The organism is Methylobacillus sp. MM3, assembly GCF_001645185.1.
Taxonomy (GTDB): domain Bacteria; phylum Pseudomonadota; class Gammaproteobacteria; order Burkholderiales; family Methylophilaceae; genus MM2.
Map to the genome: position 1 here is coordinate 190,029 of NZ_LXTQ01000011.1, position 15,945 is coordinate 205,973.

13 protein-coding genes are annotated in these 15,945 nt (G+C 58.8%); 7 read left to right on the forward strand and 6 right to left on the reverse strand.

Annotation, left to right across the window (positions count from 1 at the left end):
- Positions 1 to 10 precede the first annotated feature (10 nt).
- From recO to A7976_RS05205, 7 genes are all read left to right on the forward strand, one after another.
- Positions 11 to 733, forward strand: coding sequence for a DNA repair protein RecO (recO, locus tag A7976_RS05175; protein WP_067108079.1), 723 nt, complete (start codon positions 11 to 13; stop codon positions 731 to 733).
- On the forward strand, positions 730 to 1,461 hold the full coding sequence (gene pdxJ / locus A7976_RS05180) for a pyridoxine 5'-phosphate synthase (protein WP_067108085.1): 732 nt from the start codon (positions 730 to 732) through the stop codon (positions 1,459 to 1,461). The genes recO and pdxJ overlap by 4 nt, the downstream gene beginning before the upstream one ends.
- Positions 1,458 to 1,835 (forward strand): holo-ACP synthase, encoded by a 378-nt coding sequence (acpS, locus tag A7976_RS05185; RefSeq protein ID WP_067108088.1) that lies wholly within the window; start codon positions 1,458 to 1,460, stop codon positions 1,833 to 1,835. The genes pdxJ and acpS overlap by 4 nt, the downstream gene beginning before the upstream one ends.
- A complete protein-coding gene (gene tcdA, locus A7976_RS05190; RefSeq protein ID WP_067108091.1) occupies positions 1,835 to 2,599 on the forward strand; it encodes a tRNA cyclic N6-threonylcarbamoyladenosine(37) synthase TcdA in 765 nt (254 codons plus the stop codon). Before acpS ends, tcdA begins: the two co-directional genes overlap by 1 nt.
- Positions 2,600 to 2,676: 77 nt before the next feature.
- Positions 2,677 to 4,575 (forward strand): molecular chaperone HtpG, encoded by a 1,899-nt coding sequence (gene htpG, locus A7976_RS05195; RefSeq protein ID WP_067108094.1) that lies wholly within the window; start codon positions 2,677 to 2,679, stop codon positions 4,573 to 4,575.
- A gap of 125 nt (positions 4,576 to 4,700) precedes the next feature.
- Positions 4,701 to 4,958: a hypothetical protein gene (locus A7976_RS05200; protein ID WP_067108097.1), complete on the forward strand. Its 258-nt coding sequence runs from the start codon at positions 4,701 to 4,703 to the stop codon at positions 4,956 to 4,958.
- Positions 4,955 to 6,154, forward strand: coding sequence for a DUF2325 domain-containing protein (locus A7976_RS05205; RefSeq protein WP_067108100.1), 1,200 nt, complete (start codon positions 4,955 to 4,957; stop codon positions 6,152 to 6,154). The genes A7976_RS05200 and A7976_RS05205 overlap by 4 nt, the downstream gene beginning before the upstream one ends.
- Positions 6,155 to 6,186: 32 nt before the next feature.
- On the opposite strand, the gene A7976_RS05210 is transcribed toward A7976_RS05205, so the two are convergent.
- From A7976_RS05210 to ahpF, 6 genes are all read right to left on the reverse strand, one after another.
- Complete coding sequence (locus A7976_RS05210) at positions 6,187 to 7,035, reverse strand: ChaN family lipoprotein (protein ID WP_067108103.1); 849 nt, start codon at positions 7,033 to 7,035, stop codon at positions 6,187 to 6,189.
- On the reverse strand, positions 7,035 to 7,358 hold the full coding sequence (locus A7976_RS05215) for a DUF2149 domain-containing protein (protein WP_205633467.1): 324 nt from the start codon (positions 7,356 to 7,358) through the stop codon (positions 7,035 to 7,037). Before A7976_RS05215 ends, A7976_RS05210 begins: the two co-directional genes overlap by 1 nt.
- Positions 7,355 to 7,840 carry a MotA/TolQ/ExbB proton channel family protein gene (locus tag A7976_RS05220; RefSeq protein ID WP_067108117.1) on the reverse strand — a complete coding sequence of 162 codons (486 nt, stop codon included), beginning with the start codon at positions 7,838 to 7,840 and terminating at the stop codon, positions 7,355 to 7,357. Before A7976_RS05220 ends, A7976_RS05215 begins: the two co-directional genes overlap by 4 nt.
- Before the next feature lie 34 nt (positions 7,841 to 7,874).
- The gene (gene cobN, locus A7976_RS05225; RefSeq protein ID WP_067108120.1) at positions 7,875 to 11,813 is read right to left on the reverse strand and encodes a cobaltochelatase subunit CobN; all 3,939 of its coding nucleotides are present in this window, start codon (positions 11,811 to 11,813) and stop codon (positions 7,875 to 7,877) included.
- A gap of 9 nt (positions 11,814 to 11,822) precedes the next feature.
- Positions 11,823 to 14,111: a TonB-dependent hemoglobin/transferrin/lactoferrin family receptor gene (locus tag A7976_RS05230; RefSeq protein ID WP_067108122.1), complete on the reverse strand. Its 2,289-nt coding sequence runs from the start codon at positions 14,109 to 14,111 to the stop codon at positions 11,823 to 11,825.
- A 277-nt stretch (positions 14,112 to 14,388) separates the two neighbouring features.
- Positions 14,389 to 15,933, reverse strand: coding sequence for an alkyl hydroperoxide reductase subunit F (gene ahpF, locus A7976_RS05235; protein ID WP_067108125.1), 1,545 nt, complete (start codon positions 15,931 to 15,933; stop codon positions 14,389 to 14,391).
- Between the last annotated feature and the right edge of the window lie 12 nt (positions 15,934 to 15,945).

The window sequence follows — 15,945 nt, forward strand, 5'->3', positions numbered from 1 at the left end:
GGACTAGCTCATGGCCGCCGGCGGTATCGCACGCCAGGATCAGCAGCCGGTCTTCGTGCTGCATACCTATCCCTTCAAGGAAACCAGCCTCGTCGTCGAATTGTTCAGCCGCGATTTCGGCCGTGTCGCGGCAATCGCCAAAGGGGCGCGCCGTCCGCGATCCGCAATGCGCGGCATGTTGCAAGCCTTTCAACCGTTGCTCGCCACATGGTCGGGCAAATCCGAACTCCGTAACCTGCACTCTCTGGATTGGGGAGAAGGCCTGCTGTTGCTCAACGGCGAAGCGCTGATGTGTGGTTTTTATCTCAATGAATTGCTTCTGCGCCTGTTGCCGCGCGAAGATCCCCATACGGCCTTGTTCGATTATTACTCCCAGACTTTGCGGTACCTTGCGGCGGCCGAGCCGATGGCCCCGACCCTGCGTCGCCTCGAACTGAAAATGCTGCAGGAGCTGGGCTACGCCGTGCCGCTGACACATCAGGTGGAAGGCACTCCCATCGAGCCTGAACACGAATATCTCTACCTGCCGGAGCGCGGGGCTGTCAGCCCGGGTGACAATGAAACCGGTGTACAATTAAGCGGCAAGACGCTGCTTGATATGGCCCGCGACGATTACAGCGACCCGGCCACGCTGCTGCAAAGCAAGCAGCTGATGCGCATGCTGCTCGCGCATTACCTCGGCGACAAGCCCTTGCATACCCGTCAATTACTTATCGACTTACAGGAATTATGATCAGACTCGGCGTCAACATCGACCACGTCGCCACTATCCGTCAGGCGCGCGGTACTCGTTATCCCAGTGTCGTGCAGGCTGCCTTGCGCGCCGAACAATCGGGCGCGGATGCGATCACGCTGCACTTGCGCGAAGATCGCCGCCATATTCAGGATGCAGATGTACATACGCTACGCGGTATTTTGCAGACGCGCATGAACCTCGAAATGGCGGTCACCGAAGAAATGATCGCCATCGCGTTGCAGGTCAAGCCGCAGGATGTCTGTCTGGTGCCCGAGCGCCGTGAAGAACTGACGACTGAAGGCGGTCTGGACGTAGTGCGTCATTTCGACAAAGTCAAGAGTGCCTGCCAGCGACTGGGTGATGCCGGCATACGCGTATCGCTTTTTATCAATGCGGACGAAGCACAACTGGACGCTTCGAAAGCCGCTGGGGCGCCGGTAGTGGAACTGCATACCGGCGGCTTCGCCGATGCAGAAACCGAGCACGCACGCAATGAAGAGCTGTTCCGGATCAAGAATGCCGTGGTGCATGGCGTATCGCTCGGCCTGTCGGTCAATGCCGGTCACGGCTTGCATTATCACAATGTGCACCAGGTCGCCGCGATTCCCGGTGTCGATGAGCTCAATATAGGCCATGCCATCGTTGCCCACGCGCTCTTTGTCGGTTGGGACAATGCCGTGCGCGAAATGAAGGCGCTGATGGTAGCCGCCGCCACAGGCCGATGATCTACGGCATCGGCACCGATATTGTCGAGGTTTCCCGCATCGAGCAATCGCTTGCGCGTTTCGGTGACACCTTTGCCCGGCGCATCCTGACCGAAGCGGAATATCTCGAATTCGAGTTGAGCCAGGTCAAGGCGCGTTTTCTCGCCAAGCGCTTCGCCGCCAAGGAGGCATTCGGCAAGGCATTGGGTACAGGATTGCGCGCGCCGGTGGCGATGCAAAGCATAGGCGTCGGCCATAGCGATCTCGGCAAGCCGGTGCTGGTGCTGGCCCCCGATTTGCAAGCCTGGGTGGAGGAGCGCGGTATCCGCTTCATGCATATTTCCATCAGCGACGAAAAAGCGCTTGCCGTCGCCTTTGTAATACTGGAAAAGTAATGGAGATGGATTTCGAACGACGCTTCGGCGGCGTCAGGCGTCTCTATGGGGAAGAGTCATTCCAGCGTTTCCGTCAGGCGCATGTCTGCATCGTGGGGGTAGGCGGTGTCGGTTCGTGGGCCGCGGAGTCCCTGGCCCGCAGCGCTATCGGCCGCATTACCCTGATCGATCTCGACAATATCGCCGAATCCAATACCAATCGCCAAGTGCATGCTTTGGGCGACGAATACGGCAAGGCCAAGGTGGCCGCGATGGCGGAGCGTATCCATGCCATCAATCCGGATTGCGAAGTGATCGAGATCGAGGATTTCGTCACCCTAGACAATCTCGAAGACATGCTCGGCCGTGGCTACGATTTCGTGATCGACGCCATCGATAACGCCCGCGTCAAGGCGGCGATGATCAATTGGTGCAAGCGCCGCAAGATCAAGATGATTGCTTCCGGCGGCGCCGGCGGCCGCGTTGATCCGGCGCGCATCGAGTTGGGTGATCTGGCGCGCAGCGTGCAGGATCCGCTACTTTCCCGCGTGCGGGTGCTGTTGCGGCGCGAATACGGCTTTCCCAAGGATGCCAAGAAGAAATTCGGCGTGGAGTGCGTGTTTTCCTCCGAGCCGCTCAGGATGCCGGAAAACGGCGAATCCTGCGATGTCGACGACAAGCCGGTGAGCGGCATCAACTGTGCCGGCTTCGGTGCGGCGATGACGGTGACGGCCAGCTTCGGCTTATGGATGGCGTCCCGGGCGCTGGCGCATCTGTCCAGATAAAACTGCCTCTTGAATTTCGGCCGCCCGGCCCCATTTACCAGCTTGTTTCGTAGTTCCTGATAACAAGAGGGGATCCCATGACCACCACGACCAAAGAAACGCTGGGCTTCCAGGCGGAAGTCAAACAGCTGCTGCACCTGATGATCCATTCCTTGTATTCCAACAAGGAAATTGTCCTGCGCGAACTGATTTCAAATGCGTCCGACGCCGCCGACAAACTGCGTTTTGAAGCGCTGTCCGACGGCGCGCTGTTTGAGAACGATAGCGAGCTCAGAATCCGCATTTCCTTCGACAAGGCCGCCCGCACGCTGACGTTCAGCGATAACGGCATCGGCATGAGCCGTCAGGAAGTGATCGACAACATCGGTACCATCGCTAAATCCGGCACGCGCGAGTTCTTCTCGCAATTGTCCGGCGACCAGAAGAAGGACGCGACATTGATCGGCCAGTTTGGCGTCGGTTTCTATTCCGCATTCATTCTTGCCGACAAGGTTACGCTCAGCACGCGCCGTGCGGGCCTCACCGCCGAGCATGGAGTACGCTGGGAATCCACCGGTTCCGGCGATTACACGCTGGAAGTGATTGACAAGCCGGCTCGCGGCACCGAGATCGTGCTGCATCTGCGCGAAGGCGAGGACGAATTCCTCAATGACTGGAAGATCAAGTCCATCATTCGCAAGTATTCCGATCACATCACTTTGCCTATCGTGATGAAGAAGTCAGACTGGAAGGATGGCGAGCAGGTGCCGACGGACGAGGACGAAACCGTCAACCAGGCTTCCGCACTGTGGTCGCGCGCCAAGAACGATATCACCGAAGAGCAGTATGAGGAGTTCTACAAGCACGTCGCGCACGATTTCGACAAGCCGCTGGCCTGGAGCCACAACCGCGTCGAGGGCAAGCAGGAATATATTTCGCTGCTGTACATTCCCGGCCGTGCGCCGTTTGACCTCTACGACCGCGAGCGCCGCCACGGTATCAAGCTGTACGTGAAGCGCGTGTTCATCATGGATGACGCCGAGCAACTGATGCCGCAATACCTGCGCTTCGTGCGCGGGGTGATCGATTCTGCCGACCTGCCGCTCAACGTGTCGCGCGAGATCCTGCAGCACAGCAAGGAAATCGACGGCATCAAGGCCGGCTCGGTGAAGAAGGTACTGGGCCTGCTGGAAGATATGGCAGAGAACGACCAGGAAAAATATGCGACTTTCTGGAAGGAATTCGGCCGTGTGCTGAAAGAAGGCCCGGGCGAGGATTTCGGCAACAAGGAAAAGATTGCCGGGCTGCTGCGCTTTGCCTCCACCCATGCCGATACCGACGAGGAAACCGTCTCGCTCAAGGACTACATCGCCCGCATGAAGGAAGGACAGGAACATATCTACTACGTGACTGCCGACTCCTTTGCCGCCGCCAAGCATAGCCCGCACCTCGAAATCTTCCGCAAGAAGGGCATCGAAGTGCTGCTGCTGTCCGACCGTGTCGATGAATGGCTGGTCAGCGGCCTGACCGAGTTCGCAGGCAAGAAACTGCAATCCGTCGCCAAGGGCGATCTCGACTTGGGTTCGCTGGAAGACGAATCCGAGAAGGAAGCGCAGAAACAGGCAGAAGACGAATTCAAGGATCTGGTTGAGAAGATCAAGTCCACGCTGGGAGAAGACAAGGTGAAAGAGGTGCGCGTCACGCATCGCCTCACCGATTCCCCGGCCTGCATCGTCACCGGCGAGAACGACATGAGCGCAAATCTGGAGCGCCTGCTGAAAGCAGCCGGTCAGAACGCGCCTTCGACCAAGCCTGTCCTGGAAATCAATCCGCAGCATTCTTTGGTGACGCGCCTGAAGAGCGAATCCGACGATGCGCGTTTTGCCGATTGGGCCAACCTGCTGTTCGACCAGGCGCTGCTGGCGGAAGGCGGGCAACTGGAAGATCCAGCCAGTTTCGTGAAACGTCTGAACTCGCTGCTGTCGCTGATGAGCTGATCATTCTTGGTAAGACGCTGAAAAGGCTGCTTTCGGGCAGCCTTTTTTATTTGAGGCAGGGCTTGACGAATCAACTCATTTAAATGAGAATGATTATCAATAACACAAGCGCAAGGAGACTTACCATGCCTGACGAACTCGATCTTCCCGTTGCTGCCATCACACCGGATGCAGCAATTTCCGCATTACTCTGCCTGTTTCACTCTTACGCAATCCAGGACCAACAAAGCCAGCCTTCACCAAGGCTAAGCCAGCGCATCTACCGAAACCTGGAGGTGCTGTCGCAGCGCGACGACCTGCCGGAAATCCTTCACAAGACTTGCGATGAATTGTGCGATGCCTGGCAGTTGGTACTGGATCGCCAGCAAGCGAGGCGGACATGAGCGTCGAGACGCCATTGACCAATGGTTCGCGTCGCCATCGGCTGTGGGAGCTGACGCATCGGTATCACTGCCCGATCATCGGGGTCTGCTTCAAGCTCGGCGAGATACGCGAACTGGTGCTGAAGGTCATGACCTTTCCGCATCGGCCCAGCGATTATGAAGTGCACTGCACCGCAGCCAGCGAGTGCGGCACGCGGACGCCGCTTTCCAGTCTGTTGCACAAGACGCTGGAAAAGAAATACGCGCTAGCCATCCAGCGTTGCAAGCCCATGAAAACGACCGAGGAGCTGATGGCGAAATGGCGCGAGGCGCTGGCCGGAGACGATATTCCCGGTATGTTCTGGGCCGTGCTCACGCACCCGGCCAGCACCGAGGAATTCCGCTTGCAGATATATGCCGACATCCACATGCTGCAACATCAGATCGGTGCCGGTGTGCGACGCGAACAGCAGGCCTGGACGCGGCTGCAGGAGGAAAATGCCATGCTGACGCGCGAGTTGTCGCGCATGCAGCAGCGCGTCACCGAGTCCTGCAACCGCTACATCGAACAGATTGCCGACTTGAAAACACAGTTGGAGGCAGCACGCACCGACGCGGTCCAGCAGCTGGCGCTGGCCGAGCGATATGCTGCCGAGCGCGACAGCCTGCGTGAACAGGCGGAGGATTCAAACGAAATCATGCGCCTGATGTATCGGCTGCAATTGGCCGAGAGCGCATACGCCACGCTGAAGGAACGCCACGCGACACTGGAAATTGACTATTCGGCGGCGCGGGAAGACATTCGCCGGCTGGAATCCGAACTGGCGGAATTGATCGCGGCCCAGGAGCCGGAATCGAACGACGTGCACCAGGAAGAACAGCGTCTGCTGGGGCGTACCGTGCTGTGCGTCGGCGGCCGTGTCGACGCCATTCCGCATTTTCGCAGTCTGGTGCAATTACGAGGCGGCGAATTCATGCATCATGACGGCGGGAAGGAAGAGAACATCGGCCGGCTTGAGGCGGTGATTTCGGCAGCGGATGCGGTGATCTGCCAGACCGGCTGTATCAGCCACAACGCATACTGGCGCGTAAAGGAACAATGCAAGCGCACCGGCAAGCCATGCACTTTTGTCGGGAACCCCAGCCTCAGCAGCTTTTTGCAGGTGCTGGAGAACCTTGCGCATAAGAAGACTGAAGCTGCGGATACGGAGATTTGACGGATTCGTCAGGGCATTACGGAGTGATCGCTTTATTTGCCGGCTTTACTACCGGTCTTAAAGGTCGCACAGGGATCGCTGCGTGGTGTCGGTTCCGTAATCCAAAGATAGTGGTACTGGGTCTGCACGCCGATAGCAGGTTCCTCAGCGAAACCTATACTGACGAAGCGGCTGTTCGGCAGGTAGTGCCGGATAAGGCTGGGAACGCCATAGTCCAGCCGTACATGACCATTGCCTGCTACCAGAATGGAAGGGCGCTGGGTAGCGCTGCGCAGCGCGTTGAACATGGTGGCGTCACGGGCACGTTGCGCCAGGCGCAGGCCGGGCAGCATGGCGGCATCAAGCTGGCCGCAATGGCCGTGCAGCAAGTCCGCATCCAGCTTTTCCCGGGCTTCCGCGTCAAGAGGAGCTTCTACTGTCAGTTGCGCTATCTCCTCGGGCAGGGCACTTGCACCCGCGCGTGCGATATTTCTGGCCGTGGCGCGCGGAATGTTGCCGCCGGACAGCGGCATTCCCGCTGCTATTACCGCGGCGAACAAGGGCTGATGCAGCGGCCAGCCCCAGCCTTTCGCGTCGAAACCGGCGCGCTCCAGATCGGCCTGAAGATCGCTTCCGGCAACAACAGTCTTTCCGCTTTCCAGGTGTTCGGCAACGACGCTCGGTGCATGGCTATTCAATGCGGTCAGCAATTCTCCGCGGTCCCGGTGATGCGCGGCATTATCGTGCAGTTCGCCCAGCAGGACGAACTCGCTGCCGGCCATGACCTCTATCAATTGTTCCCGGGTTACGGTACTGCCGTCGCGGGTGTCCACAATGCGTTCTGCACTATGCGCGCAACAGATGAAGAGCAGGCCGGACAGCAGCGTTAGCGGGCGATACATTATTGCTTTCTTTCAGGCACATAGATCATGGAGCCGTCTTTCATGCGGTAGGCGACGCCGGCCTTCTCGCCGTCGCCGCTGCCAATATTTCCATTGGCTTTGTAGCGCTCGATTTTTTCGCCTTTCTTCACGATCATTTCCATGCTGGGTTTGCCGGGGTCGGTAATCACGGTCACGTCCTGTTTGCTGAACGGATTCATCAACGGGTTCTTGGCAATGGTGATGAGCAAGGCGGCAATGATGACCAGAAAAATGTCGATGATGTTGACCACCGACAGGATGGGATCCTCGGTTTCCGGCTCGTGCAACAGTTTCATGCTCATTGCGCGCTCCCTTGCTTGATGGCGGCAATTTCCAGAAGTTCCTCGGCCAGCCAGCGGCGGCGCACATTCACGACCCAATATGTGATGGAGGCGGCAATCAATGCCAGGATCACGGCGGAAAAGGCGACGGTAAGATTGCCGGAAACGAGGGCCAGGTTGCCATCGGAAAGCGATTTCAATGCAGGGCCCATGGGAATCATGGTGGCGACCAGCCCCAGCATGGGAGCAACGCGGCTGGCGATGCGCGGTGCTTCCAGCATTTTGTGCGCGAGTACGTCGAGAGTGTCGTCGGTCAGGTCGGGTTGACGGCGAAACTCGGCCAGCAATGCTTTCCCCTGGCCGTTGCGGCGGCGCCAGGCCAGCACGCCAAATTCGCCCAACACCCAGAAAGCGTAGAGGAACAGCAGGCTGATCAGGAGGAGGGTGGGCAACTGGAAAACCTGGCCTACCAGATACATGGATGATTCGATTTGACTTTGCATGATGCGGCTCCGAGCTTGGAAAAATTGAAAAATGTCAGGTGCGTGAGGCGCGGTACGCACCGCCGATGACGGAAAGTGCCAGCAAGGTGAAGGCCAGCGTTTGCAACGGTGGCGTGGTCGGCTGTTGCTCTTGCACCTGCTCCAGCTGCATGCCGCGAACAGGCGGCGGTACGGGTAGGGAAGGTGAAGCTATTGGCGTTTGCGCGGATTGCGCTATTGTTTTTGTTGCCCGGCTGCGCTCGTGACGCAGGCCAAATCCTCCGCCGACAAAAGTCTTGAATGCCGCGTTGTCGGTGCGGACGTCGTAGCGGCTCTCCAGATCCCGATAGCGGTCCTTGAGCTCTTTCAGCGTGGCCGGGTCTGCGTTCCAATAGCCTTTGCGCGCCGCTTCCAGCATGCGCTCGATAGACTGTGCCAATGCATGGGGATTCTTGCTTTCGAACCATTGCTTGAGCCCCAGTTTGTATTTGTCGCGCACGTAGACATCGACGAACTCCTGCCACTGATCGTCACGCACGATTTCGCGTGCCGTGGTTTGCCAGCCCCAGAAATTATTGATGCCGTCCAGCACTTGCAGCGTACCGGCGTAGCCTTCACGTTTCAGGCCTTCGATATAGCCGGGATGAAAGTTGCGGGTGGCCAGTTCCTTGCTCAGAAATTGTGCCGCACCTTCCACTTTGCCGGAGCCCGCGCCGCGCAGGTTCGAAATGTAAAGTTCCGGCGCCTTGCCATCGAGATGGCGGACCGCCAGGGAAATTCCGCCCAAATACTGGAATGGATCGTCGGTCGTCAGCATGCCGTACAGGTTGGAGGTGCGCGCCAGCACAGCGCCCTCCGTGCCTTTCAGGTGCTCGGCGTAGAGATTCAGGCCCTTGTCGGCCTGGCCCCATTCCGCCTCGTCCGGCCCGTAGGCAAACTGCATGCGCGCGAGGTAGAGCTGCGCCAGTTTGCGGTCGCCGTCCTCCTTGCCTTTCCAGGTGTCGGTGGCGAGCGCTGCATCATCCAGCCCGGTGCCATAGCGCCCGGATTCGGACGAGAAGATGCGGGTTTGCCCCGCGCGCAGGGCCGCGTCTGTATTCATGCCCTGTTTTTCCAGTTGGCTGGCGATGCGCCTGGTATTTTCAGCCAGGGGATTGTCGGCTTCCTGCGCTTCCGATGCCAGCTTGGCGGCTTTTGCCAACTGTTTCATGACATTGGGGAAGTGATCCCGGTACAGGCCGGTGGCGGAGAGCACCACATCAACACGCGGGCGCCCCAATTGGCCGCGCGGCACCAGCTTCACATCAATGACGCGGCCGCCTTCATCCCACACGGGTTCCACGCCCATCGCCCACAAGGCCTGCGCTTCCAGCATGCCGAAGTGGCGCATGGTTTCAACCGACCACAAGGTGAACGTCAGTTTCTTCGGAGCGTGGCCGGATTGCTTGCGATGCGCCGCCAGCAGGCTTTCGAAAGCCTCCTTTCCGGCTTCCCACGCGGCTTTGGTGGGCACGCGCGAAGGATCGAACGCATATAAATTCCGGCCCGTGGGCAGCGCATCCGGATTCTTGATGGGATCGCCGCCGTAGGAAGTTGGGATGAACCGTCCATTCAGCGCGTTGAGAAAGGCTGTAATTTCGTTCTGCGCACCCAGGTCGCGATACCATTTCCGGGCTTTTTCCGCCCGCTCACGCGCAGCTTCCGGCAGCGCTCCATCGTCTGCCATGCTGCCATGGATAATCTGCTGCAATCGCTTGTAAGGCGCGGAATCGGCAATTCTCGTGTAATCGCCTACCAGCATTTCTTCCGCTTCCTCACCGGAGCCGGCAGCGGCCTCCCAGAAACCCTTGCCCAACATCATCAGCACCGTTGCCATGCGCCACGGTTCGTCGGCACCTTGGCCGAATGTATGCAACCCCAGAGGCTGGGCGGTACGCGCCAGCTCATGCAGGTGATCGTGAACGGCCGTGACGAAAGCGGGGAACTCCTTGTCGATGCGTTCCTGTTCCCAGTCCAGATCCTTGTCGATGCGCTCTTTTCGCACATGCGCCATGAAGTCCGCCTTGATCTTGTCCTTTACCGCACCTTCATCCTGTGCCAGCCATGCATGCAACTGGTCATGGATATGGGTCAGGCTGTCATGCAGGCCTGCTGGCGCAAACGGTGGCGTCTGATGGCTGATGATGGTTGCACGGCCGCGGCGCTTGGCTTGCGTCGATTCGCCGATGTTATCCATGATGTAGGGATAAACCACCGGGACGTTGCCGACCGCCAGCATCGGGTAATCGTATACCGACAGACCGCGTTCCTTGCCCGGCAGCCATTCCTGATTGCCATGGGTGCCGAAGTGCACCAATGCATGCGCTCGGGCTTGTTCCCTGGCCCACAGGTAGCTGGCAAGGTAGAAATGCGAGGGAATCGCGCTGGTGGAGTGGTAAAGCGATTTTTCCTTTTCCTCCCAGCGCTCGCCACGCGGCGCCTGCGGCAACAGGCTGATATTGCCCAGCTTGAGGCGGGGGATGACGAAGTAAGTTTCGCCATTCTGTTTCAGCACCATGGAGGATTTCTCCGGTGCTCCCCATCGTTCATTCAGCGCGCCGCGCACCTCGGTTGGCAGTGTCTGCAGCCAGTCACGATAGACCTTTACCGGCAAACGGTCGGCCAGTCCTTCCTGTAGCAGGGCCTGCAGCTCGGTTTGATCCTCAGCCGGGCGATAGTAGGGAGCCAGGAGGCGTTGCAGCAACAGGATCAAGCGGGCTTCATCCGGTGTATCCGTCGTATAGCCGGCCTCTTTCATTGCGGCGAGCGTTCCGGCCAGGCTGCGTGGCAGATTCATGAAAGAGGCGGACAGGTTTTTTTCACCCGGTGGATAGTTCCAGAAGAACATGATTATCTGGCGGTCGGCAGGTTGGGCGCGCTGCAGCTTGACCAGATTGACCGCCTTGTTCACCACGGCATCGGCCTGGGCGGCTATGGCCACCACCTGCTCATCGCCTTTGCGGGTAGCCGCGGCTATCTGGATGTCAGTGACCCCGGCGTACTCTGCCTGGGCCAGGTAGAACGGCACGTCCATCAGCGATACGCCATGCGGATCGGCCCGCCATGCCGATTCGTCGCCCTTGCGATAAGGCATGGCCTGGATGACCGGTATGCCGAGGGCTTGGAATTCGTTGCGGCGCCCATCCGGATTGAGCATGATCTGGGTGTTGACGATAACGTCGGCGACCGGTTTTCCGGCATGGGTAACCATGCGCGTGATCGCATCGGGGTCCATCACGGGGCTGTAAAACGGCAGCGCCACGGCCCCGCCAGCTTCGATACGCGCGATCATGGCATCGATGAAGGCGGTCTGCTCGGCAGCGATGTATTGCTGGTGCATGGCAATTGCAATCACCGGTGGGCGTTGAGCGCCAAGGTCGACGGCTTTCCAGGCCAGGTACGCATCCGGAGTATCGAAAACCAGGCGGGGAGCCTTAGGGTGATAAACACCGGAGGTCGGGAAAATGATGGGTGCGGGAATTTTGTCCCATGGCTTGCTGGAAAAATGCGCCTGCAAGGTATGGAAGAAATGGTCGAAGTTGGCGCGGCCGCCATTGATGTAATAGGCGTGCAAGCGCTGCGCCAGCGCATCTGGAATGCCTTGGGATCGGACTGTTTTTGTCCCCATCCACAGGCTGGGCTTGCCGGATTTTTCCAGCCCCGGCAGCGCCTTGGCGGTCCGAAGACGGATGAACTCCTCGATGTGCTCGCGAGGCGCGTCAAAAATGACGATGTCGGAGGCTGCAAATGCTTCGCTGCCGGTATCCGCCGCCATTTTTTCGGCAAACTTCGCTTCCACGCCGATCGCATAAGGTTCCGCTACCTTGGCGAGATTGACGAATTTACCCGGCTGGACCGGATTGGCGGAAATGAAAAGCACCCGCGGTGCCGCCGCCGCACTGGCGGATAAGGCCAGTAGCGCGGCGGCCCTGATGAAAAATCTGACAAGCTTCATCGTGTCCGCTCAGAATTGATAAGTGAAACTTGCCGACAATGTTCGGCCGGGCTGGGAGTAAAAGTCCACGCCCACCGGATTGATGTCGTCCGCCTGGCGGATGTCGCTCCACAGCCAGTATTTCTTGTCTAGCAGGTTGTTCACCGCCACGTTCAGCACGCCGGATTTGATGGGGCGCCACCATGCATACAGATCGACCACTACGTAACCGGCCGGGCGATACCATGCTCCGTCGCTGTCATCGGTGCGCGAGACGGCCGTGGCGCCGCGAACGCGCGCTTCCGCTCCCCATATGCCGGCGTCGCGGATCAGCCCCAGGTTTGCACGCGCGGGCTCGACGCTGTTGAGCGGCTCGCTGTCGGATTCATTCTGGCCATGTGCCCATGCGAATGCGCCATCCAGTTTCCAGCCTGGGGCGAAATCCCAGACGCCGCGCATTTCAGCCCCGTATATGCGGACACGTGAAAGATTGGAATACATGAAAGTATTCAGCCCACTCAGGCAATTGGGGTCCGAAGGGCAATTGAGGCGTACGCTTTCGATGAAATTCTTGTAGCGATTGTCGTAAAGCGAGAGCTGGCCGCGGACGGTTTCAGCATGCAGTTTGAGGCCCGCTTCAACCCCGATGCTGGTTTCGGGCTTCAGGTCGGGATTGGGCGTATTACCGTAGCCTTGCACGGTATTCCGGAATGAGCCGTTGACTTCCTCATAATTGGGCGCGCGAAAGCCTCGGACGGCCTGGCCGTAGAGCGACCACCGGCCATCGAGCTTCCATAGCGCGGCCAGCTTGGGCGAAAAGGCCGAATCGCTTTGCTCAACGGCTTCGCGATTATTGGCGGTCAGGGATTTCTGCGCCAGTGCGTCGACTTCAGGCTTGAGCCTGCGCCAATCGTAGCGCAGTCCCGGCGTGAGGGTCAGGCGCCCATTGGCCCAGCCGCTTATTTCGTCCTGCACGAACACACCCACGGTTTCCGTGCGCCCATTGGCAAAGTCGCGCAACGGGAAAGTATCGCCGGCCAGTGTCTTGCTGAAGGTGCCGTTGGTCAGGTTCCAGCGCGAGGTGTCGCGCAGTTCTTCCGTATCGACTCGTGAAATGTCGGTGCCGTAGGTGATCAGGTGTTCCTTGTTCAGCCACTGGGTCGCCGTTTCGAACTGGAGTCCGCCTCCCAGACTTTCCTGAGTGAAGCTGAAGTCCTGTTCGATACGGCAGTTATTGCCGCTGCCTGTCGTGGCCGAGCATGTGGCGCTGGTGTTGCTGCGCGTCTGAAGGTTGAAATTGTGCGTATCGCTATCCTGGCGATAGAGACGTGCGGTGAGTCGATCGAAAAACGCGCCTGGCGGCATGTATTCCCATTCGATGCTGCCGCGTTTGCGCCGGGACTCATCCGTGCCGGACATGGCCGTGACCTTGCGAAGGGAGGCGGTCAGCCGTTTGGCTTCTGTATCCGTCTCCTGTTCGCGCCCTTCCAGCGTCAGCGTGATGCGATGCAGGTCGGAGGGGCGCAATATCAGTTTCGCCAATATTCCGTCGTCCCGCGTGTCTTGCGGGTTGGGTTTGGTGCGCAGGTTGGTAGTGCCGCCGACGTTGCCCTGGTTGTCGGCGTCGTGGCCGTCTGTATGGGTGTAGCCGATCAGGAATTCTGCGGCATCGCCTTTGACAGCTCCCAGAAGGGTATTGGTGAATCCGTCATTGATGCCGTTGTAGCTGCCGCGATACCGGATGCCATGGTTCTTGTCGTCTTCGATCAGGTCGGAAGGGTTGAGCGTGAAATAACCCACCACGCCTCCGATTGCATCCGAACCATACAGGCTCGATGCCGGCCCGCGCAGGATTTCCACCTGCTTCAGGAATTCGATGGAGGCACCCAGCGGTGCATTCATTGTGAAGTTGGTTGGTCCGCCGCCATTGTAGAAATCGGCCATGCGCACGCCATCGACCAGCTGGGTGACGCGATTATCCTCAATGCCGCGAATATTCACGCGTGTTGCGCCAAAGCGACGCAGATCGCGCGCCATTGCAATATCCGGCTCATCCTTGAACAGCTCGGCCTCATCGTAGGGCACCTTGCGTGCGAGTTCCTGCTGATTAATGGCAGTTACCGTGGCCGGGATTTCGGCGGTGTCGGATGCCGTGCGGGTAGCCGTGATCACTATGTCGCCCAGCAACGCCGGCTGAAGTTCGGTGGTTGATGTGCCTGATTCGGCAAGCGCGGAAGAGGTGGTGCCGGCGTAAAGCAGGCCCAGCAGAATGGAAAGGGTGCGTTGGCGGGTGCGCGGCCGCAGATCGGTGTAATTCATGACAGACTCCCCAGATAGTGTGATGTCTGGCGAGCTGCCTTGGAGCACATCCCTGGGTGGCTGGCTTATCGAAATTTAAACGCTGTTTATCGAGTGCAGCGATTGATCGGCACTTTATCATGAAGCATTATAAATGAGAACTAAAATCATTTACGATACTCTGGAGAGGTTATTTTTTGCTGCGCAAACAGGAAAGGTTGTCGAGCAAGACGGAAAATAGGCAGGCAATGCGCGAAGGGAACAACGGTTTCCCTTCGCGCACAATGCCTTACCAATACTAGTGGCGGATCAAGTGATCGAACGTACCCAGCGCGGCTTTCGCGCCGTCGCCCATCGCGGTGATGATCTGCTTGTATGGCACGGTCGTCACGTCGCCGGCGGCAAATACGCCGGGTACTGAGGTTTCGCCACGGGCATCGACCTCGATCTCGCCGTATTTGCTCAAGTTTATCGTGCCCTTCAACCAGTCGGTATTGGGCACCAGGCCGATCTGCACGAATACGCCTTCCAGTTCAAGGTGATGCCAGTCGCCGGTCGCGCGGTCGGTATAGTTGAGGCCATTGACCTTCTCGCCGTCGCCGGTCACTGTCGTGGTCTGTGCCTGGGTAATAACCGTCACGTTCGGCAGGCTATGCAGCTTTTTCTGCAACACCGCATCGGCACGCAACTGATCGTTGAATTCGAGCAGTGTGACATGGCCGACAATGCCGGCGAGGTCAATCGCCGCTTCAACGCCCGAGTTGCCGCCGCCGATCACTGCGACTTTCTTGCCCTTGAATAGCGGGCCGTCGCAGTGGGGGCAGTAGGCTACGCCCTTGCCACGGTATTCCTTCTCGCCCGGTACGTTCATCTCGCGCCAGCGTGCGCCAGTGGCGAGAATGACCGCCTTGCTCTTCAGTATCGCGCCGTTGGTCAGGCGAATCTCCATCAACTCGCCGGGAATCAGCGATTCCGCGCGTTGCAGGTTCATGATGTCCACCTCGTAGCTCTTGACGTGCTCTTCCAGTGCCGCCACGAGTTTGGGGCCTTCGGTTTCCTTTACCGAAATGAAATTCTCGATGCCCAGCGTATCCATGACCTGTCCGCCGAAGCGTTCGGCGACGATACCGGTGCGCACGCCTTTACGAGCGGTATAGACTGCCGCCGCCGCGCCCGCCGGACCGCCGCCGACGATTAGCACGTCGTAGGGTTCCTTGGTCGACAGTTTTTCCGCATCGCGCGCTGCGGCGCCGGTATCGATTTTGGCAATGATTTCACCGAGTTCCATCCGGCCCTGGCCGAATTCCTGGCCGTTGAGGTAGATCGTCGGCACGGCCATGATGCGGCGCTCGTCGACCTCCTTTTGATACAGCGCGCCGTCGATCATCACATGGGTGATATTCGGGTTGAGCACGGCCATCAGGTTCAGCGCCTGCACCACCTCCGGGCAATTGTGGCAGGAGAGCGAAATATAGGTTTCAAAGCGGAATTCTCCCTGGATGCCCTTGATCTGCTCGATGACGTCGACTTCCACCTTGGGTGGATGGCCGCCGACTTGCAGCAGCGCCAGCACGAGGGACGTGAATTCGTGGCCCATCGGAATACCGGCAAACGTGAGGCCGATGTTTTCTCCGGGGCGATTAAGCGAGAACGAAGGTGCGCGCTCATTCGTGTCGCGGCGTTGTTCGAGCGTGATCCTGCCGGACAGCCCTGCGATATCCTCCAGCAGTTCCACCATCTCGCGCGATTTGGCGCTGTCGTCAAGATTGGCGACGATGTCGATCTGCTGCGTCAGCTTCTCGAAATAGGCCTGCAACTGGGTTTTGATATTGGCGTCCAACATGATTTTTCCGTT